This is a genomic window from Stenotrophomonas sp. YJH_SMC_133 (assembly GCF_059370655.1).
Map to the genome: position 1 here is coordinate 337,412 of NZ_JCAFTW010000004.1, position 23,514 is coordinate 360,925.

The window sequence follows — 23,514 nt, forward strand, 5'->3', positions numbered from 1 at the left end:
CGACTCTACTACCGCCCCGGTCGATGAGAAGCCCGCCGCAAGGCGGGCTTTTCGCATGCGGCGTTAGAATCGCCGGCACACCGTTCCTCCCACCTTCGAGTCCACCATGCAGCGTGCGTCGTCGTTCCGCCTGTTCCTGCCGTCGCTGTTGTTGACCCTGGTCGTTGCCGGCTGTGGCGACAAGGACGCGAAGGCGCCGGCGACCACGGTCACCCAGCCCAGCGCGCAGGCCGCGGCCGCCGCCGATCCTGCCGCTGCACCGTTGCTGGCCGCGCTGCAGAAGCAGCTCGACGGCTACCGCCGCATCATCGTGCTGCTGGCCGACGAGGAACAGCAGTCGGCTGCCGACCGCGGTACCTCCACGCGCGTGGGCCAGCAGCTGTTCCACGATGGCCTGGAACAGCGCACGGCCATCGCCGCGCAGTTCGACACGCTGCTGCGCGGCTCCAGTCCGCAGCGCTTCGCCACCCTCGGCACCGTGCTGGACTACATCGAGTCGGCGCCGGAACTGTTCGACGCCGACCGCCTGGCCTTCCGCGAAGTGCTGCGTGACCTGCATGAACGGGTCGGCACCGATTCGTCGCTGCCGGCGGTGAAGCTGCACCAGCGCATCGGTGAGGACCTGGAGGCGCTTGATGAGATCGAGCGCAACTACAACCAGGAACTGACCCGCATCTTCAGCCGCTTCGAGCGCACCCGCGCCATCGAACTGAAGCGTGAGAAGTGGGACGACTACATCGCCCACCTGCACAAGGACTACAGCCGCGAAGCGATCCTGCGCGACTATGGCGTGATCGAGCCGTACCCGATGTCGATGAAGGACAGCGACCGCGAGATCTTCGGCCGCGACCTGCCGGCCAAGACCGTTGTGCTCACCTTCGACGATGGCCCGCACAAGGCCTACACCGATGAAGTGGTGGCCATCCTCAAGCGCTACGATGTGCCGGGCGTGTTCTTCGAAGTGGGCCGCAACCTCGGCAAGGTCGAGGCCGACGGCAAGGTCAGCCTCGGCCCGATGGCGAAGATCAGCCGCAACCTGATGGAAGAGGGCTATGCGGTCGGCAATCACAGCCTGACCCACGCCCAGCTGTCGCGCACCACCGGTGACGCGCTGCGCCAGCAGGTGCTGGACACCGACACGCTGCTGAAGGATGTCGACAGCAAGCGCGCGCCGCTGTTCCGCTTCCCCTATGGCGCACGCAATGCCGAAGGCCTGCAGCTGCTCAACGAAGCCGGGCTGAAGTCGATCATGTGGAACATCGACTCGATGGACTGGGCCGACCCGGTGCCGGAATCGATCGTGCAGCGCGTGCTCGACCAGGTGAACAAGGAACAGCGCGGCATCATCCTGTTCCACGACATTCACGATCGTGCGGTGAAGGCGCTGCCGCAGATCCTCGACCGGCTGATCGCCGATGGCTACCAGTTCGCTGGCTGGAACGGCCGCGACTTCACGGTCGCCCGTGCGCGCAAGGGCGCGACCAACGATGCCACCGTCACCACCGGCTACGAGAAGTCCTGGGCGATCGTGGTCGGCATCGACAACTACGCCAAGTGGCCGAAGCTGGAGTACGCCAGCCACGATGCGCAGGCGGTGGCCGATACCCTGACCGGGCAGTTCGGCTTCCCGTCCTCGCAGGTGATCGTGCTGAAGAACGAGCAGGCCACGCGCAACAACATCCTGGCTGCCTTCCACGACCGCCTGGCCGATGACCGCACTGGCAAGAACGATCGCGTGTTCGTGTTCTTCGCCGGCCATGGCGCGACCCGCCAGCTCGCCTCCGGGCGCGACCTCGGCTACATCATCCCGGTCGATTCGGACCCGAAGGAATTCGCTACCGACGCCATCGCGATGACCGACATCCAGAACATCGCCGAGAGCATGCAGGCCAAGCACGTGATGTTCGTGATGGATGCCTGCTACAGCGGCCTGGGCCTGACCCGTGGCGGTCCATCGTCGTCGTCGTTCCTGCGCGAGAACGCGCGGCGCAGCGCGCGGCAGATGCTGACCGCCGGCGGTGCCGACCAGCAGGTGGCCGACGCCGGTCCGAACGGCCACTCGGTGTTCACCTGGGTGCTGCTGCAGGCATTGGCCGGCAAGGGCGACCTCAACGGCGATGGGCTGATCACCGGTACCGAACTGGCCGCCTACGTTGCGCCGGCCGTCTCAGCCGTTTCACACCAGACCCCGGCCTTCGGCAGCCTGCCCGGTTCGCAGGGCGGCGAGTTCGTGTTCCAGGTGCCGGACAGCCAGGAGTTCCTCAATGCCGATACGCGCCAGTTGACCGCCGATGCGATCGCACTGAACAACAAGGTTGAAGCCGCCAGCGAAGCCAAGGGCAGCCAGGCGCCGGTGACGGTGGCTGACCTGCAGGGCGGCAAGGCCAAGCTGGTGGTGCCCACTGCGGGCCCGGCGTCGGATCGCCAGCGCGCGCAGCAGGCCAATGACCGCGGCCTGCAGCTGTACCGCGAGAAGCAGTACGACGAGGCGGTGGCGCAGTTCACCGAGGCACTGAAGCTGCGTCCGGACTTCGCCCAGGCCGCCAACAACCTCGGCTTCGTCTACTACCGCCAGCAGCGCTATGCCGAAGCGGCGCGCTGGCTGGAGAACACGCTGAAGATCGACCCCTCGCGTGCAGTGGCCTATCTCAACCTGGGTGATGCCTACTTCAACGCCGGCGACAAGGCCAAGGCCAAGCAGGCCTACACCACCTACCTGGCCTTGCAGCCGCAGGGCAGTGGCGCTGCACAGGCGCGCGCACAGCTGGAGAAGCTCTGAGCCATGAACGACGCGATCCGCACCGACACCATCGTCGCCATCGCCAGCGCCCCTGGCGCCGGCGGTGTCGGCCTGCTGCGCCTGTCCGGCCCGCGTGCTGCGGCCATCGCCAATGCACTGGGCGCACCTGCACTGCGTCCGCGCCACGCGCACTACGCGCGCCTGCGTGATGCCGACGGCGAGGTCATCGACGATGGCATCGTGCTGTGGTTCCCGGCACCGAACAGCTTCACCGGCGAGGAAGTGGTGGAACTGCAGGGCCATGGCAGCCCGGTGCTGCTGCAGCAGCTGGTCGCGCGCTGCATCGCGCTCGGCGCGCGCCAGGCGCGGCCGGGTGAGTTCAGTGAACGGGCATTCCTCAACGGCAAGCTCGACCTGGCCCAGGCCGAGGCCATCGCCGACCTGATCGCTGCGGGCGACAACCGCGCCGCGCGCGCGGCACGTCGCTCGCTGGATGGCGTGTTCTCGCGCCGCATCGACGCCGTGGTCGAGCAGCTGGTGCTGCTGCGCATCCACGTGGAAGCGGCCATCGATTTTGCCGACGAACCGCTGGATACGCTCGGTGGCGCTCAGGTGCGGCGTGGGCTGGAACAGGCGCGCAGCGATCTGGCCCTGCTGCGCCGCGATGCCGAACGCGGCCGTCGCCTGCGCGATGGCCTGCACGCGGTGCTGATCGGTCCGCCGAACGCCGGCAAGAGTTCACTGCTCAACGCGCTGGCCGGCAGCGAACGCGCCATCGTCACCGACATCGCCGGTACCACCCGCGACACCCTGCGCGAGACCATCCGCCTGGACGGCCTGGAGCTGACCCTGGTCGACACCGCCGGCCTGCGCGACGGGGGTGACGCCATCGAACGCGAAGGCATGCGCCGCGCCCACGTGGAAATCGAGCGCACCGATCTGGCGCTGATCGTGCTGGATGCGCGCGATCCGGCGGCTGGCGAAGCGGCGCTGGGCGAGGCCGTGGCGGCGGTGCCGCACAAGGTCTACATCCACAACAAGTCGGACCTGCTGGAGGCGTTGCCGTCGCTGGACGATCCGGACCGCGTGTTCGTTTCGGCCGCCACCGGCGCCGGGCTCGACGATCTGCACGCGCGTCTGCGTTCGATCGCTTCGGCCGGGGCAGGGGAGCAGGTGGATGGCGAGTTCTCCGCGCGCACGCGCCATGTGGATGCAATCGAACGTGCGCAGGAACATGCGCAGCGCGCCGATGGCGAGCTGGCGCACGAGCACCTGGAGCTGGCCGCCGAGGAACTGCGGCTGGCGCATGACGCGCTGGGTGAGATCACTGGGCAGATGAGTGCCGATGATCTGCTGGGGAGGATCTTCTCCAGCTTCTGCATCGGCAAGTAAGCCTTGGTAGTGCCGGCCGCTGGCCGGCAACCCAGCCGAACGAGCTCCTCGGGATCGCTACGGGGTCGGAGCCCCTGCGGGGATCCGACCCCAGGTCCCCCACCTGTCACATTGCCGCCGCATACTGACGCCCATCACATACCGCTTGGGGAAGTCGCAGTGAAGTCGTGGGGTTGTGCGTTGCTGTTGTCGCTGGCCGTGGCACCATCGGTGGCCATGAGTGCTGAATCCTCCACCCCGGCCGCGCACAAGGTGTCGGTCTATGGCCATCGCGGGGCGAGCGCGTTGCTGCCCGAGCACACCCTGGCCGCCTATGCGCAGGCGATCGCCGATGGCGCCGACTACATCGAGCCGGACCTGGTGATGACCAGGGACGGGGTGATGGTGGCCCGCCACGAGAACGAGATCAGCGGCACCACTGATGTGGCCTCGCATCCCGAATTCGCCAGCCGCCGCACCAGCAAGGTCATCGACGGGCAGAAGGTGGACGGCTGGTTCACCGAAGACTTCACCCTGGCCGAGCTGAAGACCCTGTACGCCCGTGAGCGCCTGCCGGAACTGCGCAGCACCGCCTACGACGGCCAGTTCCGCATCGCCAGCCTGGACGAGATCCTGGCCTTCCTGGTGCAGCAGGCCGGGCGTGCCAACCGCGGCATCGGCCTGGTACCGGAGATCAAGCACCCGACCTACTTCCAGTCGATCGGCCTGCCGATGGAAGACAAGCTCCTGACCGCGCTGCGTGGCAATGCCTATACCAACGTCGGCCCGGTCACCATCCAGTCGTTCGAGACCGCCAACCTGCGCTACCTGCGCGGCAAGATCCCGCGCGGCAGTAACATCCGCCTGCTGCAACTGCTGTGGAAGGGCGACACCCAGCCGGCCGACATCGCCAAGGCCGGTGGCAAGCTGACCTACGCCCAGATGATGACGCCGGCAGGACTGAAGGACATCGCCAGCTACGCCGACAGCATCGGCCCGGAACTGCGCTCGATCATTCCGCTGGATGCCAAGGGCGCGCTGAGCACTCCGACCACGCTGGTACAGGACGCACATGCAGTGGGCCTGATGGTGATTCCGTACACCTTCCGTCCGGAGAACCACTTCCAGGCCAGCAACCTGCGCAAGGGCGCCGACAATGCGCGCAATGCCGAGGGTTCGATTGCCGAGATGCGTGCCTATCTGGCCACCGGCATCGATGCCTTCTTCACCGATGACCCGGCACTGGGCCGGCAGGCGGTGGATGGCATGGGCGCGGCGGGGAATGCGGCGAACTGACGGACTCTGGTAGGTGCCAACCTTGGTTGGCACACTACAACCGCGCCGACCAAGGTCGGCCACTACCGGGGCATTTTCAGCCGCGCGGCTCGTCTGGCCGGCGGAACGGGATCACCACGTAGTCCTGGCCTTCGCGCGGCTGCCACAGCACCGGCACGCGCTGCGGTGACGGCGGTTCCAGCTCGTCGTCGGGTAAAGGTTCGACGTCTTCTTCTTCGTCTTCCCAACTGTAACGCGGGCGCGGCGGCAGCGGGTCGGCATTGCGGAACAGCAGCGCGGCGATGATGCCGGCGAAGGCGCCGCCCATGTGCGACTGCCAGGACACGCCGTCGGCGTGCGGCAGGATGGTCATCAGCATGCCGCCGTAGAACAGCATGCCGATCAGGCCGGTGGCAATCGCTGCACGGTCGCGGCGCAGCAGGCCCAGGCTGGCCAGCAGGAACATCAGGCCATGGGTGACGCCGCTGGCGCCCAGGTGCACGCTGCCCGGATTGCCCAGCATCCACGCACCGATGCCCGAGCCCAGCCACAGCAGGGGCAGGGCGCGCACGGTGGCTTTCGGGTAGACGCTGCCGGCCAGCGTGCCCAGGATCAGGATCGCGATGCTGTTGGCGGCGATGTGCTCGACCGAGGCATGCAGCATCGGGCCGCCGATCAGGCCAAGCAGGCCCTTGGCTTCCAGCGGCGCGACCGCCCAGGGCCGCCAGTCGAAGGTGCCCTGCAGGGCGAACACGGCCACCAGCACCAGCACGGCGGCCAGGCTGACATTGAACGCCCGCAGGATGCGCGAGCGGTCATTGCGGGGGGCCGGTACGTCGCCGGCGGGCAGGGGCGCGTTGTTGTCCATACCTCAGCAATGGCGGTGACTGGCGCGAAACCAAGGCCACCGCAACGGGAGAGTGGGTGAGGCCGGCGGGACAATCCCGCCGGCCGGCCATGATCAGGCGTGGCCGGAGCCTTCCTTCGGCGGGTACTTCAGGCTCAGTACCACGGTGGCGGCGATGATCACCGCGACCACGCCCAGCGACACCGGCGTCGGGATCTTGAACAGGTCGATGATCATCATCTTGATGCCGATGAAGCCCAGCACCAGCGCCAGGCCATACGGCAGCAGGTGGAAGCGGTCGGCCATGCCGGCCAGCAGGAAGAACATCGCGCGCAGGCCCAGCACCGCGAATACGTTGGAGGTGAGCACGATGAACGGGTCGGTGGTGATCGCGAAAATCGCCGGGATGCTGTCCACGGCGAAGATAACGTCGGTGACCGCGATCAGGATCAGCACCGCGAACAGCGGGGTGAACCAGCGCACGCCGTCGCGCTTCACGCTCAGTGCGTTGCCGGCATAGTCCGGCAGCAGGCGCAGGTGCTTGCGCATCCAGCGCAGGGCGGGATTGGTTTCCAGGTCCGGCTCCTGGCCGGCGGCGAACCACATCTTCCAGCCGGTGAACAGCAGGAAGGCGCCGAACACGTAGAGCAGCCAATGGAACTGGCTGATCAGCACGCTGCCGGCGAAGATCATGATCGTACGCAGCACGATCGCGCCCAGGATGCCGATGATCAGCACCTTCTGGCGCTGCTCCTCCGGCACCGCGAAGTAGCTCATGATCATCAGGAACACAAAGATGTTGTCGACCGCCAGCGCCTTCTCGACCAGGTAGCCGGTCAGGAATTCGAGGCCGACCTTGTTGGCCACCACCTGGCCGGCGGTTTCATTCAGGTAGTACCAGAGGCCCGCATTGAACAGCAGGGCCAGCGCTACCCAGCCGATGGACCACCACAGGGCCTCCTTGAAGGTGACCTTGTGCGGTCCACCATGGCGCATCAACACGAGGTCGACCAGCAGGGCGATGACCACCACCGCTGCGAAGCCGCCCCACAACCACACGTTACCGATCGTCTGCATTGGGAATGTCCGTTGGAAAGATGAATGCCAGGCCGGACGGCGAGGATCTGCAACGGAGGATCGGGAGGGGGATCCAGGGACAGAGCTTCGCCAGTACGGCGAAGGTCTCGCTCGCAGTTCCAGTCGGCTGGAACTGCCGTTGCACCGGAGCCTGCGGGCTCGAAATGACGGCGACAACGTCTGGGAGCTACTCCCCTTCTGGCGCCGATTCTGCCGTCTGGCCCCGCCGCCGTCAAATGGGGGAGGCCAGGGGTCGGATCCTCAAAGGGGCTCTGACCCCATTGTCGCCACACTGGGGTCAGAGCCCCTGCGGGGATCCGACCCCCGGCGCCCGGTTTACAATGGGTGGATGAATACCCCCCTTCCGATTGTCCGCCTCAAGAATGCGTGGCGTTCCAGCCACCCGTGGATCTTCCAGAAACTGGTCGAGAAACCGACCGTCCGGCCCAAGCCCGGTTCCATCGTCGACGTGGTCGGCATCGATGGCGAGTTCATTGGCCGCGGGTTCTACAACGGGCACTCGCGCATCGCCGTGCGCATCCTCGAAACCGACCAGAACGTGCCGGTCGATGCCGGCTGGTTCTCGCGCAAGATCGCCCAGGCGGTGTCGCTGCGCCGTGAGGTGCTGAAGCTCGACGCGGTCTCCGACGCCTGGCGCGTGGTGCACAGCGAAGGCGACGGCCTGTCCGGCCTGGTGGTGGATCGCTACGGCGACCTGGTGGTGGTCGAGTTCTTCGCCGCCGGCATGTTCCGCCACCGCGAATGGATCTACGACGCCCTGCGCGAGCAGTTCCCGGGCTGCCGTTTCCACAGCTTCGCCGACGAACACGTACAGAAGCAGGAGAGCTTCGACTTCCACGGCAACACCACCACCGAAGCGTCGGTGATCACCGAGTACGGCATCAAGTTCCGCGCCGACCCGGCCGGCGCGCACAAGACCGGTTTCTTCGCCGACCAGCGCGAGAACCGCGAGTGGCTGAGCCAGCAGGTGGAAGGCAAGAGCGTGCTGGACCTGTGCTGCAACACCGGCGGTTTCGCCGTGTATGCCGCTGCGCGTGGCGCTTCGGAAGTGGTCGGCATCGACATCGATGAGGACGTCATCCAGATCGCCAAGGGCAATTCGCGCCTGAACAACGTGCGCCCGAAGTTCATCCAGTCCGACATCTTCCCGTGGCTGCGCGACGCCGCCAACCGCGGCGAGCAGTACGACGTGGTGATCCTGGATCCGGCGAAGATGACCCGCGACCGCGACCAGGTCATCACCGCGCTGAAGAAGTACCTGGACATGAACAAGCTGGCGCTGGGCGTGGTCAAGCCGGGCGGCCTGTTCGCCACGTTCTCCTGCACCGGCCTGGTGGCCGAGGACCAGTTCCTCGACATGCTGCGCCGCGCGGCCTATTTCTCCGGCCGCACGATCCAGATCCTGAAGGTCGCTGGTGCGGGTCCGGACCATCCGTTCATGGCCCACGTGCAGGAATCGCGTTACCTGAAGGCCGTGTTCTGCCGCGTGGTCGACTGACCGCGGGACGATGTAGAGGCGAGCCGCGCCACCTGATCCTGGGGGCGCCATTGTTTCGAACGCATCGCAATGCGCGGGAAGCTGGCCGCTGGGCCGTGAATACGATTCATGCTCGACTCGCGGTGCCTGGCAGCCGAGCGTGAGCCCGACTCTACAAATCTGCTGGCTGCAGCGCTATGGTCGGGCTCTTCCCATTGCCGGTGAGAGCCCATGCCATCGTTGCGCCACCTGTCCGTCGTGCTTGCCCTGGCGCTGTGTGCGCCGCTGTCGGCTCATGCCATCGAGTTCAGCGCACAGGAACTGGCCCGCGCCAAGGCGCTGCAGCAGCGCCTGGTCACACTCGACAGCCATCTGGATACGCCGGCCAATTTCGGCCGGACCGGCTTCGACATCGAGCAGCGCCACGACCGCAACGCACTCTCGCAGGTGGACTACCCGCGCATGGTCGAGGGCGCGCTGGACGGTGGCTTCTGGGCCATCTACACCGATCAGGGCGACCGCAGCCCAGCCGCGCACCTCGCCGAGCGTGACCATGGCCTGCAGCGGCTGCTGGAAATCCGCGAAATGCTGGCCGCCAATCCCGAGCGTTTCGCGCTGGCATTGACCGCCGATGACGCGGCACGCATCAAGGCCGCCGGCAAGCGCGTGGTCTACATCAGCATGGAAAACGCCAGCCCGCTGGTGGAAGACCCCAGCCTGCTCTCGTTCTACCACCGTGCCGGCCTGCGCCTGCTCAGTACCGTGCACTTCGCCAACAACGAGTTCGCCGATTCGGCCACCGACCCCAAGGGAGCGGAATGGAAAGGCCTGAGCCCGGCCGGCAAGGACCTGGTGCAGCAGGCGGTGAAGCTGGGCATCGTGATCGACCAGTCGCATGCGTCCGACGCGGTGTTCGATGACCTGCTGGCAATGATGCCGGTGCCGTTCGTGCTGTCGCACAGCTCAGCCAAGGCGGTCTACGACCACCCGCGCAATCTTGATGATGCGCGCCTGCGCAAGCTGGCCAAGGCCGGCGGCGTGATCCAGGTGAACGCCTATGGTGGCTACCTGATCGACACCGCAAAGACGCCCGAGCGCAAGCAGGCCGAGGAAGCGCTGAGCAAGCAGCTGGGTGGCTGGGAAGGCATGGGCATCGAGCAGGGTGTTGCCCTGCTGAAGGCCGAACGGGCGCTGGACCACGAGCACCCGGTGCGCCATGCCAGCCTCGACGACTTCTTCGCCCACTTCGAGCACATCCTCAAGGTGGTCGGCCCCGAGCACGTGGGCATCGGCCTGGACTGGGATGGCGGCGGCGGCCTGAGCGACCTGCCCGATGTCAGCCAGCTGCCGAAGATCACCGCGTGGCTGCTGCGCAAGGGTTACACCGAGCAGCAGATTGCCGGCATCTGGGGCGGCAACCTGCTGCGGGTGATGCGCCAGGCGCAGGACTATGCGGCAAAGCAGGGCGGTTGACCGCCCTGTGGTAGTGCCGGCCGCTGGCCGGCATTGCCCGTATCAACAGGATGAGAGGTGCCGGCCAGCGGCCGGCACTACCGGTGATCCGGTTATTTCGCGATCAGCGCGTGGCGACGGCTGTACAGGAAGTACAGCACCAGGCCGGCCACGTTCCACAGCAGGAAATACAGCTGGGTGGTGTGCGGCAGGCTGAGGAACAGGTAGATGCAGCCCAGTGCGGCCAGCGGGCCGACCACGAAGGCCAGCGGCGTGCGGAACGTGCGCTCGCGGTTCGGCTCGCGCAGGCGCAGCACCACCAGGCAGATGCCGACGGCGGTGAACGCGGCCAGGGTACCGGCGTTGGCCAGCGCGGCAATCTCGTCCAGGCGCGCCACACCGGCCAGCGCCGACACCACCACTGCGGTGAACAGCGTGGTCGCCACCGGCGTGCCGGTGCGCGCGTTGACCTTGGACAGGCCACGCGGCAGCAGGCCATCACGGCTCATCACGAAGAAGATGCGGCTCTGGCCGTACAGGAAGGCCAGCAGCACGGTCGGCAGGGCGATGATCGCGATCACGCCGATCACCATCGCCGCGGTCGGATGGCCCAGCTGGCGCATGATCAGCGCCAGCGGCTCGGCGCTGTGGCCAAACACGGCGTAGCTCATCGCACCCACGGCGGCCAGCGCCACCAGCACGTAGACGATGGTGCAGCCGATCATCGAACCGATGATGCCGATCGACAGGTCGCGGCCCGGGTTCTTGGTTTCCTCGGCGGCGGTGGAGATCGCATCGAAGCCGTAGAAGGCGAAGAAGATGATCGCCGCCGCTGCCATCACGCCGTGCTCGACGCCATCGGGGCCCATCGACTTGGCGAAGCCATACGGCATGAACGGCTGCAGGTTGGCGCTGTCGAAGGCGGGCAGGGCCACGGCCACGAAGATAGCCAGCGCGATCAGCTTGAAGACCACCAGGATGGCGTTGAGGGTGGCGCTTTCCTTGGTGCCGGCCATCAGCATGCCGGCCACCAGCCAGGTGATGATGATCGCCGGCAGGTTGATCATGCCGCCTTCCACGTGCGGGCCGGCCGCCAGCCAGGCCGGCAGGTGCACGTTCCAGCCGAACTGGGTGTGGACCCATTCGAGGAAGCCGACGAAGTAGCCGGACCAGCCCACCGCCACCGTACTCACCACCAGCGAGTACTCCAGGATCAGACTCCAGCCCACCACCCAGGCAAACACCTCGCCCAGCGCACTGTAGCTGTAGGTGTAGGCACTGCCGGCGGCCGGCATCATCGTCGACAGCTCGGCGTAGGACAGCGCCGCGCAGGCGCAGACCGCACCGGCGATGGCGAAGGAGATCAGCACGGCCGGGCCGGCCAGGTTGGCACCGACGCCGATCAGCGTGTAGATGCCGGTACCGACGATGGCGCCAATACCCAACGCGATCAGGTGCGGCCAGCTGAGCGTCGGGATCAGACGCCTGCCGGCTTCGTGGACGGTGACGGAATCTAGGGACTTGCGCCGGAACAGGGACATGCAGGCCTCGGAAGGGGTGACTAAGAACGACAAGTTCCCGAGTGTGACCGAACGCAGCGCAGCATTACCACTGACGGGGGTCATGCATGGCGGGGCGCGCGCTGCACCCCGGCCACGCTGCCGGAATCGGCACAAATGCTGGCAGGGTTCGAAATGATTCGATCCCTCAAGGCGAGCCCGGAGGCGATTGAAGTACGAGAGCAGGGGCCAGATCGATGCTGACCCGCTGCGGATCGATCACCGGCGCCGCACCTTGGGTTCTCAACTGGGCCACCAGCACTTCGAAGCCATGCGCGCGGCCGAACGCGTGCTCGTCCAGGGTCAACGGCAGCAGCTGCAGGAAGTCGAATCGTCCCGATGGCAGTTGCTGGGGTCCCGGAAAGTGCAATGACGGCACGAAGACGGCCGCCTGCAGCATGCTCCCTGCGTGATCCACCGGCCCCCCCAGCTTCAGCCGGTCCCATGGCGCCAACGGATTGCCGGGCATGCGTGAGTGGCACAGCAGCAGGTGGTACGCGGTGAACCAGCGCAAGGTGGTCAGCGCCCACGTCGCTTCATCCTGCGTCTCAAGCATCAGTTCGATGCCCCACCCCGAATCTCCATCTTCGTGCCGCCCTTCCCAGGGGTTGGACAGGCCGGTGCTGACATAGATCCAGTGCCGTCGATCACCGTGCGGAGGGCACGCATTGACGCCGACATGCAGCCAGCGCGGGTCGATCTGCTCCTGCTTGAAGACGTTGCGCAGCAGATCCATGTCGAGGGGGTAGATCCCCGGTCCGGTATCGCCGAACAACCGCCGGTACAGCGTCTCCTCCCGATACTCCCAGCTGCGCTCCAGCAGGGTGTCGTCGTCGATGGTGCTCACTCAGCCACCCTGCCGGGCCAGCGGCAGCCGTCTTCCTGCCAGGCTTCGGGGTCGTCGTGGAAGGTGGTGCTGCGGCCATCGCGGGCGCGTTCGTAACGCAGATCCAGCACCAGGGCACCCTGCGTGCTCAGCAGGTAGCGGCCGTTGAGGCGTCCGTCGATGCGTTCTTCCCAGACGCTGTCGAACTGGTACGGGCGATCTTCGGCCAGCACCGTGGTCTCCATCGAGATCCGGTGCAGGGGCAGGCGCTCGCGCTGCCCGGCGTAGCGCACATCGGCCCGGCCGTCTTTCAGCCAGCGCCATTCCAGGTGGATGCTGTCATTGCGACCGCCGCTCAGGCAGCGATGGTCCTGCACGGTGGTGCCAGAGGCGGTGCCGGCGAGCAGTAGTGCGACCGCGGTTGCCAGCCAGGCCTTCATCCGTTCAACCCCAACCGGATGCCGAACCCGACAAGGAACAGGCCGGCCACCCGGCGCAGCGCATCGCTGATGCGCGGATGCTGGATCAACCGGCGGCGGGCCAGGTTGCCCACACCGATCAGCATCGAGCAGTAGGCGATGCTGACCACCAGGATGATGCCGGCCAGGGCCGCGAAGGTGGCGATGCCCTGGTGCGCCTTCGGATCGATGAACAGCGGCAGGAAGGCCATGTAGAACAGGATCGCCTTCGGGTTGAGCAGGCTGACCAGGATCGCCTGCTGGAAGTAGCGGCCCGGCTGCATGCGGATCGGGCCGGCGTCACCGCCCTCGTGCTTCGGCGTGCGCAGCAGGCTGATGCCCACCCATACCAGGTAGGCCGCACCCAGGTACTGCACAGCGTGGAAGACCAAGGGGTTGGCCTTCAGCAGTGCGGCGACACCGGCCAGCGCCAGCCACATCAGGATCTGGTCACCGACCAGCAGGCCGGCCAGTGCGGTGTAGCCGCCGCGCACGCCGCCACGGCCGGTGGCGGTCAGCAGGGTGAAGGTGCCGGGGCCGGGCAGGGCGAGAAACACCAGCACAGCGACCAGAAACGTCCACAGGTCCTGGATGCCCATCCACGGCATGGCGGTGTTCTCTCTTACGGGGGGCTGCCATTGTCGGCCAGCACCGGGGTGGGCGACAGGGGGTGGGGGAGTCCATCGGGCATGCCAGACAGCAGCGGTTGCAGGTGCTGGCGCAGCTGCGCATGCAGCTGCCGCACCGCCGGCGAGAACTGCTTGCGGTGCGGGCACACCAGCTGCAGCGGAATGTGGCTGCCGACGCCGTCGAGCAGCAGCTGCAGGCGTCCGGCCAGCACGTCTTCGCGCAGGTCCAGCCAGGATTTGTAGGTGATGCCTTCGCCGGCCACCGCCCAGCGCCGCACCACGTCGGCGTCGTCGCAGACCAGCGGGCCGCGCACCGGGATCACGGTGCGGCGCCCTTCGACCTCGAACGACCAGCGATCGTAGGCGCGGCCACTGAGCTGGTAGACCAGGCAATCGTGCTCGCGCAGTTCGTCCAGGCGCACCGGCGTGCCCCGTCGCTGCAGGTAATCGGGCGAAGCCGCGAGCACACGACGGTTGCCTTCGAGCAGGGGCAGGGCCACGTAGCTGGCGTCGTCGAAGTGGCCGATGCGGATGGCCACGTCGACCGGATCGCGGAACACGTCGGCCACTTCATCGGACAGCCGCAGGTGCAGGCGCAGCCGTGGATGCGCGGCTCGGAACGCGGTCAGCCACGGCAGCAGCAGGTTGCGACCGAAATCCGACGGTGCCGACAGCTGCAGCGTGCCGTGCAGTTCGGCGTCCTCGCCCTGTACGCGGGCCCGCCCTTCGCGCAGGGTAGCCAGTACCTCCTGCGCATACGGCAGGTACAGCGCGCCCTCGCCGGTCAGACGCAGGCTGCGGGTGGTGCGCACGAACAGGCGCAGGTCCAGTTCGCGTTCCAGCCGCGCCACGGCAGCAGCGACCTGGCCGGGTAACAGATCGGCCTCGCGGGCCGCCTGCGAGAAGCTGCCCAGTGCGGCCGTGCGGACGAACAACTGCAGGTCGTCGAAGCGGATCATCTTCATTGCCGGAGTGAAAGTGCTGCCCGATTCTGCGCCTTTCTGAGCGACCGTGCGCGGCGCAACCTGTGCACTCCTTCCCCACCGGACCGCTGCCATGCGCGCCATTGCCTACACCCACGCCGGCCTGCCGATCGATGATGCCCAGGCCCTGATCGACATCGAACTGGAGCTGCCGCAGCCCGGCCCGCGTGACCTGCGCGTGGCGGTACGCGCGGTGGCGGTGAACCCGGTCGACACCAAGGTCCGTCGCGGCGTGGCCACCGATGGCCCGCGCGTGCTGGGCTGGGATGCGGTCGGCATCGTCGACGCGGTGGGCAGCGAAGTCACCCTGTTCCAGCCTGGCGACGCGGTCTACTACGCCGGCGTGATCGACCGCCCGGGCAGCAATGCCGAGTACCAGCTGGTGGACGAGCGCAGCGTCGGCCGCAAGCCGGCCAGCCTCGATGATGCCGCCGCCGCCGCGCTGCCACTGACTGCAATCACCGCCTGGGAGCTGCTGTTCGACCGCCTGCGCATCCCCGAGGGCGGTGGCGAAGGCCAGACCCTGCTGGTGATCGGTGCTGCTGGCGGTGTCGGTTCGATCCTGGTGCAGCTGGCGCGGAAGCTGACCAGGCTGACCGTGATCGGCACCGCCTCGCGTCCGGATACCCAGGACTGGGCGTACGCAATGGGCGCACACCACGTGATCGACCACAGCCTGCCGCTGGCCGAGGGACTGGCACGGCTGGGCATCAGCGAGGTGCAGCACGTGGCCAGCCTGACCCACTCCGAGCAGCACTACGCGCAGATCGTGGAGCTGCTGGCGCCGCAGGGCCAGTTCGGCCTGATCGACGATCCGGGCCAGGTGGACGTGATGGCGCTCAAGCGAAAGGCACTGTCGCTGCACTGGGAGTCGATGTTCACCCGCCCGCTGTACAAGACCGCGGACATGCAGCGCCAGCACGACCTGCTGAACCGGGTGGCCGAGCTGATCGATGCCGGCGTGCTGCAGACAACGCTGGGCGAGCATTTCGGGCGCATCGACGCGGCCAACCTGCGGCGCGCGCATGCGCTGCTGGAGAGTCACCGCGCCAAGGGCAAGATCGTGCTGGAAGGCTGGTAACGCTGGTTGTTCCCGCGTCCTCGGGGTCAGATCCCTTTCCCGTTGGGAAAGGGATCTGACCCCTGCCTCAGGCCACGCCGTTGTCGACGTGTTCGGCAAAACCGGGCTGCTGGCGCAGGCGTTCGAACCACGCCGCGAGGTGTGGCAGCGCGGGCTTGTGGCCGGGCGTGCTGCGCCAGCGCTGGGTCGACAGCCCCAGCACGATATCGGCGAGGGTAAAGGTGTCGCCCGCCACATAGCCGTCGGAAGCGGCCAGCTGTGCATCAAGCACCCCCATCAACCGGTTCCACTGCGCCAGGCTGGCCTCGGCGCGGGCATCGTCCGGGTAGTCCGGATGCTGGCGCACGCGCGCCATGAACACATGGCGCCAGGCGCTGTTGAGGTCGCTGGACTGCCAGTCCATCCACTGCTCCACCCGGGCCCGGGCCTGCGCTGCTGCGGGCAGCAGGTCGTCACGGCCGGCGCGGTCGGCCAGGTAGCGGCAGATGCTGTTGGATTCCCACAGCACGAAGTCGCCATCGCGCAGCACCGGTACCTGCCGATTCGGATTCAGTGCGGCCAGCAGGTCCGCGGATGGCGCAGGCTCGTGGCGCAGGGGCAGATCCAGCCCCGCGCACAGCCACAGCACCTTGCGCACGTTGATGGAGGTGGGCTTTCCGTACAGAGCGAGCATGGTTCTGGCGCAGCAGCTGAGACTCCGCCAGCCTACACTTGCCCCATGCAAACCGAATATCTGCTCATTGGCGGCCTTCTATTGGCCGTGCTCATCCTGCAGCTTGTCGCCCTGCTGCGCCGCCCGCCGCACGACCGCCTCGAACAGGCGGTGCGTGAGGAGGCGCGCGCCGGGCGCAGCGAGCTGCGCGAACAGCTCGATGGCTTTGCCCGCGCGCTGACCGATCTGTCCACCCGCACCGACCAGCGCCTGGACCTGCTGCGCGAGGCGCTGGGCGAGGACGCCCGCAAGGCGCGTGCCGAGGCGGCGGAGAGCCAGCAGCGTGGCGCCGCACTCATGGGGCAGCGCCTACAGGAACTGCGCGGCCAGCTGGAAACCTTCGGCCAGCAGCAGGAAGCGCGCATCCACGCCTTCGGCCAGCAGCTGCAGGAACTCACCGGGCGGACCGATACCCAGCTGGGCGCGCTGCGCCAGACCCTGGTGGACGATGCGCGCAAGGGTCGTGAGGAAGGTGCGCAGTCGCAGCAGCGCCTGACCGAAAGCCTTGGCCTGCGCCTGCAGGAACTGACCCAGCGCAACGAACAGCGCATCGCCGAGATGCGCGCCACGCTGGAAGAGCAGCTGCGCGCGCTGCAGAACGACAATGCGCAGAAGCTGGAGCAGATGCGCCACACCGTGGACGAAAAGCTGCAGTCGACGCTGGAAACACGCCTGGGCAACTCCTTCAAGCTGGTTTCCGAGCGCCTGGAACAGGTGCAGCGCGGTCTTGGCGAGATGCAGCAGCTGGCCACCGGCGTTGGCGATCTCAAGCGTGTGCTGACCAACGTCAAGAACCGTGGCAGCTGGGGCGAAGTACAGCTGGAGAACATCCTCGAACAGACGCTCACCCAGGAACAGTACGCGCGGGCAGTGAAGGTACGCCCGGACAGTGGCGAGATGGTCGATATCGCGGTGCGCCTGCCGGGCCGCAGCAGCGACGACACGCCGGTGTGGCTGCCGATCGACTCCAAGTTCCCGCGCGAGGACTACGAGCGCCTGCTCGACGCGCAGGAACAGGGTGACGCCGAGGGCGTGCGCCTGCAGGGCATCCAGCTCGAACGCGCGGTGCGCGTGCAGGCCAAGTCGATCTGCGACAAGTACATCGCGCCGCCGCACACCACCGACTTCGCGGTGATGTTCCTGCCCACCGAAGGCCTGTATGCCGAAGTGATCCGGCGCCCGGGCCTGGTCGACCTGTTGCAGCGCGAGCACCGCGTGGTGGTGGCTGGACCGACCACGGTCACCGCGCTGCTCAACAGCCTGCAGATGGGCTTCCGCACGCTGGCCATCGAGCAGCGTTCCAGCGAGGTGTGGAGCCTGCTGGGTGCGGTGAAGAGCGAGTTCGGCAAGTTCGCCGGCATTCTCGAGAAGGCCGAGAAGCAGATCACCACGGTCGGCCGCAGCATCGGCGAAGCCAGCCGCAAGACGCGCACCATCGAACGGCGCCTGCGCGGCGTGGAGTCGCTGGCGTCAGAGCAGGCGCAATCCCTGCTGGGCGGCTTGGCCGATGCTGATGCCACGGCCGAGGACGAAGGCAACGAAGGCGACGACGGCGACGAAGCCTGAGCTACGTCGACACGCCGCCTGCATGGTCGATGCGTATGCTGGCGGCCTGTCCTACTGGATCAGGTAACGCCATGCGCTTGCGCCTCTGCACCAGTCTCATCCTGACCGCGCTGCTTGTCGCCTGCAGCAGCGCACCGCCGGCTGCCAATCCGGCGGCGGCACCCGCCGCAGCCACCAGTCCCGAAGCGGCCGAGGCCTACCGCGAAGCGCGCGATGTGGACTGCCAGGCCGCTGGCGGCACCCTGCAGCGGCTGGGCCGGCTGCAGCGCGAACAGTGCGTGATTCCCTACGCCGATGCCGGCAAGGCCTGCAGCCGCAAGAGCGACTGCACGGGCCAGTGCCTTGCCGGCGGCGAAGTGGCGGTTGGCAGCCCCGCCACCGGCACCTGCCAGCGCGATGCCCGCCAGAACTTCGGCTGCCGCCAGCGCATTGATGAGGGCAAGGCGCAGGGCATGATCTGCGTGGACTGATCGTAGTGCCGGCCGCTGGCCGGCAGCCTCATGAACCCTTGCGAACGATCGCACGATTGCCGGCCAGCGGCCGGCACGACCGACATCGCGCGGCGCTATGCTGGTGGGCCATTCCCCGCTGTTGCCGGAGCCCCCGCGTGAGCACTTCGATCCAGGACATTTCCCTCACCACCATCGACGGCCAGCCGTCCTCGCTTGCCGACTACCAGGGCAAGGTACTGCTGCTGGTCAACGTCGCCTCCAAGTGCGGCTTGACCCCGCAGTACGAAGGCCTGCAGGCGCTGTATGCGGAAAAGCACGCACAGGGCCTGGAAGTGCTGGGCTTCCCGGCCAACAACTTCCTCGGCCAGGAGCCGGGCAGCGAAGCGGAGATCCAGCAGTTCTGCCAGCTCACCTACGATGTCAGTTTCCCGATGTTCTCCAAGATCAGCGTGGCCGGTGACGACACCCACCCGCTGTACCAGCAGCTGACCGCTGCGCAGCCGCAGTCGATCGGCGAAGGCCCGCTGCGCGAGCGCCTGGCCAGCAAGGAGATTCCGATCCACGCCGCGCCGGCGGTGCTGTGGAACTTCGAGAAGTTCCTGGTCGGCCGCGACGGCAAGGTCATCGCCCGCTTCGCCCCGGACGTGGCGGCTGACGACGCGCGCCTGCGCGAAGCCATCGAAGCCGCGCTGGCTGCCTGATCGGCCGGGGTCGGATCCCTTTCCACGGGAAAGGGCTCCGACCCCACCCACGGCGCCAAAGAAAAACCCCGCCGAGGCGGGGTTTTTCATGCGTCGCTGAAAGGACTCAGTGCGTCCACTGCGGCATCGGCATCGCATCGACCGGGATCGGCGAATTGGCGTCGTCGTGGCCACGCTCGCGCTTGCTGCGCAGATCGTTCTCGATCTGGTAGTTGCGACGCTGCATCCATGCATCGCGCACCAGCGAGTACTCGTCCACGGCAGTGTCACGCAGGTCGTCGATCGCCAGCAGCTGCGCGCGGGTATCGACCAGCTGCAGGCCCTGCAGGCCGATGCGGACCTTGTCCTCTTCGATACGGCGGATCGGCGACAACGGAATGTCGCCGGCCAGGCCGAACACGTCGCGCACGGTACGCGGGCCGAAGAACGGCAGTTCCACGTAGCGCGAACGACGCCAGCCCCAGGCACCCAGGGTCTGGCCGAAGTCCTCATTGCGGCGCGGCACCATCGCCTTGCTGGCCGGATCGAACAGGCCACCGATGCCCAGCGTGCTGTTCATCAGGAAGCGGCCGAGGCTGTCCCATGCATCGGCACCGCGGCCCTGCAGCAGCTGGTTGGTGATGGTCACCGGCGCGCGCAGGTTGCTGAAGAAGTTGCTGACGCCGGTGCGGGCGAAGCGCGGCACCACGTGGGTATAGGCGGTGGCCAGCGGACGCGCGACGCCGCGGTCGACCGCGTTGTTGAACTTGTGCACCTTGCGGTTGAACGGTTCCCACGGATCGTAGGCCGCTGCGTTGGTGGTGTTGCCGGCACCGCCATAGAGGGCATCGAAGTCGTCATCGCCACCGGGCGCGGTGGCGGCTGAGGTCTTCGCCGCGCTGCCGTCGCCGCTGTCGGTGGGCGCAGCCGGCGACGATGCGGCAGCCGCCGGCGGATTGGCCACCGGCGCGACCGAAGCAGCGTCAGCCATGCCGGCATCGGTGGCCGCGGCGGCGGGCGAGGTGGAAGAACTGGCCGGGACCACGGTGCTGGCTGCCGGTGCATCGATGCGCGCGGGCTTGCCGGCACAGGCGGTGAGGGCGGTGGCCAGGACGATCAGGGGGAGAGTGCGCACGACGTTCATGTCAGCTCGCAGCAGAAGTAGCGTTGAAATCCAGGTTGGGCGACAGCCGGTAGGCCGCGCTCAGTTCGTTGTAGCCAGCCGGCGCGCCGGTGATCACCAGCGGATGGCCGGCCTTGCGCGCACGTGCCGCCAGCTCGGCCAGCAGGGCCAGGCCGGCGCTGTCCACGCGTTCGACCTCAGCCAGATCCAGCCGTGCCAGCTTTGCCGGCAGGGCCTGCAGCTGCGGCCATAGCGCGATCACCGCAGCGCGGTCGAGCACCCCGCGCAGGCGCAGGGTGTCGCCTTCCAGCAGCGCCAGTGCGTTACTTGCCATTGCCCGCGGGCCCGGCCTGCATGCTGCCGCTGTGCAGCTCGCTGGCCACCTGCTTGATGCCCTTCTGGCGCAGCGGGGTGTCGAACTGGTTGCGGAACGTCTGCACGTAGGAGATGCCTTCGATGTTGACGTCGAAGATCTTCCACTGGCCGTTCACGTTGCGCATCCAGTACTCGACAGGGGTCGGCTCGCTGCCGGCACGCACCAGCTCGGTGCTCACGCGCACGCCGCGGTTGCCCGGCAGCGGGCTTTCACCCTTCAGGCGGAAGCTCGGCTTGCCCTGGATGTTGAGCAGGGTCGAACCGTAGCGCTGCATGAGGCTGTCGGCCATGGCATCGGCGAACAGCTTGATGTCGGCATCCGAGGCACCACGGGCGTGCGGGCCCAGCACCAGGCGCGCGGCATAGTCGCGGTCGAAGGTGCGGTTCAGTTCGCTGTCGATGTAGTTGCGCAGGCTGGCCGGGTTGCTGCCGAATTCGCTCCTGCGCTGCTGCAGGGTGGTGAGGATGCGCGTGCTGGCATCGATCACCACCTTGCCGGCCTGGCCCTGCGCCGCGGCAGCGGCGGGGGCGGCGGCCTGGGCCTGGGCGAGGAACGGAGTGGCCGCCAGCAGCGCCGAGGCGAGCAGGGCCGGGATCAGTTTCATCTTCATGGTTGCGGTTCCGTTGCAGGCGCCTGCGCGCCATCGTTGGGCTTCTGAGCAGCGCCGCCACCGGCGCCGCCACTGAACATGTACTTGCCGACCAGCTGGATCAGGTCAACCGCCGGCTGGGTGAAGACAATTTCGTCGCCGGCCTTCAGCACGTCCGGATCACCGCCCGGCTGCAGTCCGATATAGCTCTCGCCGAGCAAACCACTGGTGAAGATGCCGGCCGAGGTGTCCGCCGGCAGGTCCTTGACCTTGCTGTCCATGCGCAGGGTCACGATCGATTCGAACTTCACCGGGTCCAGGTCGATGGAGGCGACCTGGCCGACGGTGACGCCGCCGATCTTCACCGGCGCCTGCTTGCGCAGCTGGCCGACCTGGGAGAAGCGCGCCTTCAGCTCGTAGCCCTGGCTGCCCCAGCTCCAGCGCTGGTTGGTCGAGGCCACCGCCAGCACCATCAGCGAGGCCAGGGCCAGCAGCAGGAAAGCGCCGACGGAGAATTCGAGTCTGGGACCGCGGATGGCCATGTGGATTACCTGATCGAGTCGTGGTGGCCGCGCGCGCCTGCGCACCGCCGGTGGAGGGGTTAGGTGAACAACATTGCCGACAGAACGAAGTTGAACATCAGCACCAGCAGCGAAGCGTTGACCACTGCACGGGTGGTCGCCACCGACGTGCCTTCAATGGTCGGCTCGGCATGGAAACCAACATAGGCGGCGACCAGCGCGGCGGTGCCGCCGAAGATCGCCGACTTCAGCATCGCCACACCGAAGTCATCCCAGAAATCGACGCTGTTGCGCAGCGCCGACCAGAACACGCCATTGTCCAGGCCCAGCACGTGCACGGCCTCGAAGTAGCTGGCACTGATCGCCAGCGAGCAGAAGATGCCGGTCAGCAGCGGCACGGTCAGCACCGCCGCCCAGAAGCGTGGCGCCACGGCCTTGGCCACCGGGTCGATCGCCATCAGCTCCAGCGCCTTGATCTGGTCGGTGGCGCGCATCAGGCCCAGCTCGGCGGCGATCGAACTGCCGGCGCGGCCGATGAACAGCAGCGCGGTCAGCACCGGTGCCAGTTCGCGGTACAGCGACAGGCCAAGCAGGGTCGACAACGCGTCGGCCGCGCCGAAGGTGGTCAGCGTGCGGTAGCCCTGCAGGGTCAGCACCAGGCCGACGAAGGCGCCACCGACGGCGATGATCGGCAGCGAGCGCGCGCCGATCTTGTAGATCTCGCGGGTCAGCTCGGACAGGAAATCACGGGTCGGCAGGGAACCGCGCAGCACGGTCAGCGAGAACAGCCCGGCGCGGCCCAGCGAGCGGGTGGCTTGGACGAACGGCATCAGGCAACCCTCGCGCGTGGCGCGGCATCGAACGGAATCGGGCCATCCGGCTGGCCATGCAGGAACTGCCGCAGCAGCGGATCCTGGCTGGACTGCAGTGCCTCGGGCGTCCCCTGGAACACGACGCCGCCATTGGCGATGGCGATCACCTGGTCGCAGATCGGCAGGGTCTCGTGCACGTGGTGGCTGACGATGATGCTGGTCAGGCCCAGGCTGTGGTTGAGGCGCTGTATCAGGCTCATGATCACCCCGGAGGCGATCGGGTCCAGCCCGGTCAGCGGCTCGTCGTAGATCATCAGTGGTGGGTCCAGCGCCAGCGCACGGGCCAGCGCCACGCGGCGCGCCATGCCGCCGGACAGTTCGCGCGGCCAGGCGTCGGCGGCGGCCAGCAGGCCCACCGCATGCAGCTTCATCTCCACCAGCCGGCGCAGCACGGCGGCCGGCAAGCGGGTATGCGTACGCAGCGGCAGTGCGACGTTTTCGGCCACGGTGAGATCGGTCAGCAGGCCATTGCCCTGCAGCAGCACGCCCACGCTCTTGCGCATCTCCAGCAGCGCGCTGCTGTCATGCGGGATCGGCTTGCCGAACAGGGTGACGTCGCCGGCCACCGGTCGCAGTTCGCCGGTCAGCGCCGCCAGCAGGGTCGACTTGCCGCTGCCGGAGGGTCCGAGCACGGCGGTGATGCTGCCCTGCGGCACCTGCAGCGACACGTCACGCAGGATCGTGCGTCCGCTCCGGTCGATGCGGACGTTGGACAACTGCACCAGACTGGAGGTGGAAGCCGACATGGGCACCATTAACGTTTTTTAGACATCGAAGGATCGGGCCAGCCGGCTGAACATAAGCAGACTGGACGGTGCAGTATTGTT

23 protein-coding genes are annotated in these 23,514 nt (G+C 67.4%); 9 read left to right on the forward strand and 14 right to left on the reverse strand.

The features are described 5' to 3' along the window. Positions 1 to 106: 106 nt before the first annotated feature. The 3 genes from AC5P78_RS08100 (at position 107) to AC5P78_RS08110 (ending at position 5,407) form a co-directional block, all read left to right on the forward strand. Complete coding sequence (locus tag AC5P78_RS08100; RefSeq protein ID WP_049418150.1) at positions 107 to 2,779, forward strand: polysaccharide deacetylase family protein; 2,673 nt, start codon at positions 107 to 109, stop codon at positions 2,777 to 2,779. Positions 2,780 to 2,782: 3 nt separating this feature from the next. After that, complete coding sequence (gene mnmE / locus AC5P78_RS08105; RefSeq protein ID WP_024958544.1) at positions 2,783 to 4,132, forward strand: tRNA uridine-5-carboxymethylaminomethyl(34) synthesis GTPase MnmE; 1,350 nt, start codon at positions 2,783 to 2,785, stop codon at positions 4,130 to 4,132. Positions 4,133 to 4,291: 159 nt separating this feature from the next. Further along, positions 4,292 to 5,407: a glycerophosphodiester phosphodiesterase gene (locus AC5P78_RS08110; RefSeq protein WP_005411724.1), complete on the forward strand. Its 1,116-nt coding sequence runs from the start codon at positions 4,292 to 4,294 to the stop codon at positions 5,405 to 5,407. Positions 5,408 to 5,483: 76 nt separating this feature from the next. Here the strand turns inward: AC5P78_RS08110 and AC5P78_RS08115 are convergent, their stop codons facing one another. Continuing rightward, entirely contained in the window at positions 5,484 to 6,254 is a 771-nt protein-coding gene (locus AC5P78_RS08115; RefSeq protein ID WP_049420925.1) for a rhomboid family intramembrane serine protease, read from the reverse strand. 93 nt (positions 6,255 to 6,347) lie between these two features. Beyond that, positions 6,348 to 7,310, reverse strand: coding sequence for a TerC family protein (locus AC5P78_RS08120; RefSeq protein ID WP_005411722.1), 963 nt, complete (start codon positions 7,308 to 7,310; stop codon positions 6,348 to 6,350). Between the two features lie 349 nt (positions 7,311 to 7,659). Here AC5P78_RS08120 and AC5P78_RS08125 point away from each other — a divergent pair, with 349 nt between their 5' ends. Both AC5P78_RS08125 and AC5P78_RS08130 read left to right on the forward strand, forming a co-directional pair. Then, positions 7,660 to 8,829, forward strand: coding sequence for a class I SAM-dependent rRNA methyltransferase (locus tag AC5P78_RS08125; RefSeq protein ID WP_005411721.1), 1,170 nt, complete (start codon positions 7,660 to 7,662; stop codon positions 8,827 to 8,829). 210 nt (positions 8,830 to 9,039) lie between these two features. After that, the gene (locus AC5P78_RS08130; RefSeq protein WP_043035318.1) at positions 9,040 to 10,281 is read left to right on the forward strand and encodes a dipeptidase; all 1,242 of its coding nucleotides are present in this window, start codon (positions 9,040 to 9,042) and stop codon (positions 10,279 to 10,281) included. Between the two features lie 92 nt (positions 10,282 to 10,373). Here the strand turns inward: AC5P78_RS08130 and AC5P78_RS08135 are convergent, their stop codons facing one another. The 5 genes from AC5P78_RS08135 to AC5P78_RS08155 form a co-directional block, all read right to left on the reverse strand. Next, positions 10,374 to 11,801 carry an amino acid permease gene (locus AC5P78_RS08135; RefSeq protein ID WP_005411719.1) on the reverse strand — a complete coding sequence of 476 codons (1,428 nt, stop codon included), beginning with the start codon at positions 11,799 to 11,801 and terminating at the stop codon, positions 10,374 to 10,376. Between the two features lie 166 nt (positions 11,802 to 11,967). After that, a complete protein-coding gene (locus AC5P78_RS08140; RefSeq protein ID WP_005411718.1) occupies positions 11,968 to 12,666 on the reverse strand; it encodes a suppressor of fused domain protein in 699 nt (232 codons plus the stop codon). Next, a complete protein-coding gene (locus tag AC5P78_RS08145; RefSeq protein ID WP_005411717.1) occupies positions 12,663 to 13,085 on the reverse strand; it encodes a hypothetical protein in 423 nt (140 codons plus the stop codon). Before AC5P78_RS08145 ends, AC5P78_RS08140 begins: the two co-directional genes overlap by 4 nt. Beyond that, positions 13,082 to 13,711, reverse strand: coding sequence for a leucine efflux protein LeuE (gene leuE / locus AC5P78_RS08150; RefSeq protein WP_005411716.1), 630 nt, complete (start codon positions 13,709 to 13,711; stop codon positions 13,082 to 13,084). Before leuE ends, AC5P78_RS08145 begins: the two co-directional genes overlap by 4 nt. A 14-nt stretch (positions 13,712 to 13,725) precedes the next feature. Continuing rightward, on the reverse strand, positions 13,726 to 14,697 hold the full coding sequence (locus AC5P78_RS08155; protein ID WP_049395268.1) for a LysR family transcriptional regulator: 972 nt from the start codon (positions 14,695 to 14,697) through the stop codon (positions 13,726 to 13,728). A 91-nt stretch (positions 14,698 to 14,788) separates the two neighbouring features. On the opposite strand from AC5P78_RS08155, the gene AC5P78_RS08160 reads away from it, so the two are divergent. Beyond that, complete coding sequence (locus tag AC5P78_RS08160; protein ID WP_012481679.1) at positions 14,789 to 15,796, forward strand: zinc-binding alcohol dehydrogenase family protein; 1,008 nt, start codon at positions 14,789 to 14,791, stop codon at positions 15,794 to 15,796. A 67-nt stretch (positions 15,797 to 15,863) separates the two neighbouring features. Here AC5P78_RS08160 and AC5P78_RS08165 read toward each other — a convergent pair whose 3' ends face one another. Further along, entirely contained in the window at positions 15,864 to 16,469 is a 606-nt protein-coding gene (locus AC5P78_RS08165) for a glutathione S-transferase family protein (RefSeq protein WP_012481678.1), read from the reverse strand. A 45-nt stretch (positions 16,470 to 16,514) separates the two neighbouring features. Here AC5P78_RS08165 and AC5P78_RS08170 point away from each other — a divergent pair, with 45 nt between their 5' ends. From AC5P78_RS08170 to AC5P78_RS08180, 3 genes are all read left to right on the forward strand, one after another. After that, positions 16,515 to 18,074 carry a DNA recombination protein RmuC gene (locus tag AC5P78_RS08170; protein ID WP_005411712.1) on the forward strand — a complete coding sequence of 520 codons (1,560 nt, stop codon included), beginning with the start codon at positions 16,515 to 16,517 and terminating at the stop codon, positions 18,072 to 18,074. A gap of 71 nt (positions 18,075 to 18,145) precedes the next feature. Next, complete coding sequence (locus tag AC5P78_RS08175) at positions 18,146 to 18,544, forward strand: hypothetical protein (protein WP_005411711.1); 399 nt, start codon at positions 18,146 to 18,148, stop codon at positions 18,542 to 18,544. Positions 18,545 to 18,681: 137 nt separating this feature from the next. Next, complete coding sequence (locus AC5P78_RS08180) at positions 18,682 to 19,227, forward strand: glutathione peroxidase (RefSeq protein WP_005411710.1); 546 nt, start codon at positions 18,682 to 18,684, stop codon at positions 19,225 to 19,227. 106 nt (positions 19,228 to 19,333) lie between these two features. Here the strand turns inward: AC5P78_RS08180 and AC5P78_RS08185 are convergent, their stop codons facing one another. The 6 genes from AC5P78_RS08185 to AC5P78_RS08210 are packed head-to-tail and all read right to left on the reverse strand — an operon-like array spanning position 19,334 to position 23,433. Next, positions 19,334 to 20,350 carry an MlaA family lipoprotein gene (locus AC5P78_RS08185; protein ID WP_012481677.1) on the reverse strand — a complete coding sequence of 339 codons (1,017 nt, stop codon included), beginning with the start codon at positions 20,348 to 20,350 and terminating at the stop codon, positions 19,334 to 19,336. A gap of 1 nt (position 20,351) precedes the next feature. Next, complete coding sequence (locus tag AC5P78_RS08190) at positions 20,352 to 20,663, reverse strand: STAS domain-containing protein (protein ID WP_005414956.1); 312 nt, start codon at positions 20,661 to 20,663, stop codon at positions 20,352 to 20,354. Then, a complete protein-coding gene (locus AC5P78_RS08195; protein ID WP_005411707.1) occupies positions 20,653 to 21,315 on the reverse strand; it encodes an MlaC/ttg2D family ABC transporter substrate-binding protein in 663 nt (220 codons plus the stop codon). Before AC5P78_RS08195 ends, AC5P78_RS08190 begins: the two co-directional genes overlap by 11 nt. Continuing rightward, the gene (gene mlaD, locus AC5P78_RS08200) at positions 21,312 to 21,836 is read right to left on the reverse strand and encodes an outer membrane lipid asymmetry maintenance protein MlaD (RefSeq protein WP_005411706.1); all 525 of its coding nucleotides are present in this window, start codon (positions 21,834 to 21,836) and stop codon (positions 21,312 to 21,314) included. Before mlaD ends, AC5P78_RS08195 begins: the two co-directional genes overlap by 4 nt. Before the next feature lie 59 nt (positions 21,837 to 21,895). Continuing rightward, on the reverse strand, positions 21,896 to 22,645 hold the full coding sequence (locus AC5P78_RS08205) for an MlaE family lipid ABC transporter permease subunit (protein WP_005411705.1): 750 nt from the start codon (positions 22,643 to 22,645) through the stop codon (positions 21,896 to 21,898). Beyond that, positions 22,645 to 23,433, reverse strand: a complete 789-nt coding sequence (locus AC5P78_RS08210; RefSeq protein ID WP_005411704.1) for an ABC transporter ATP-binding protein — start codon at positions 23,431 to 23,433, stop codon at positions 22,645 to 22,647. The genes AC5P78_RS08205 and AC5P78_RS08210 overlap by 1 nt, the downstream gene beginning before the upstream one ends. Between the last annotated feature and the right edge of the window lie 81 nt (positions 23,434 to 23,514).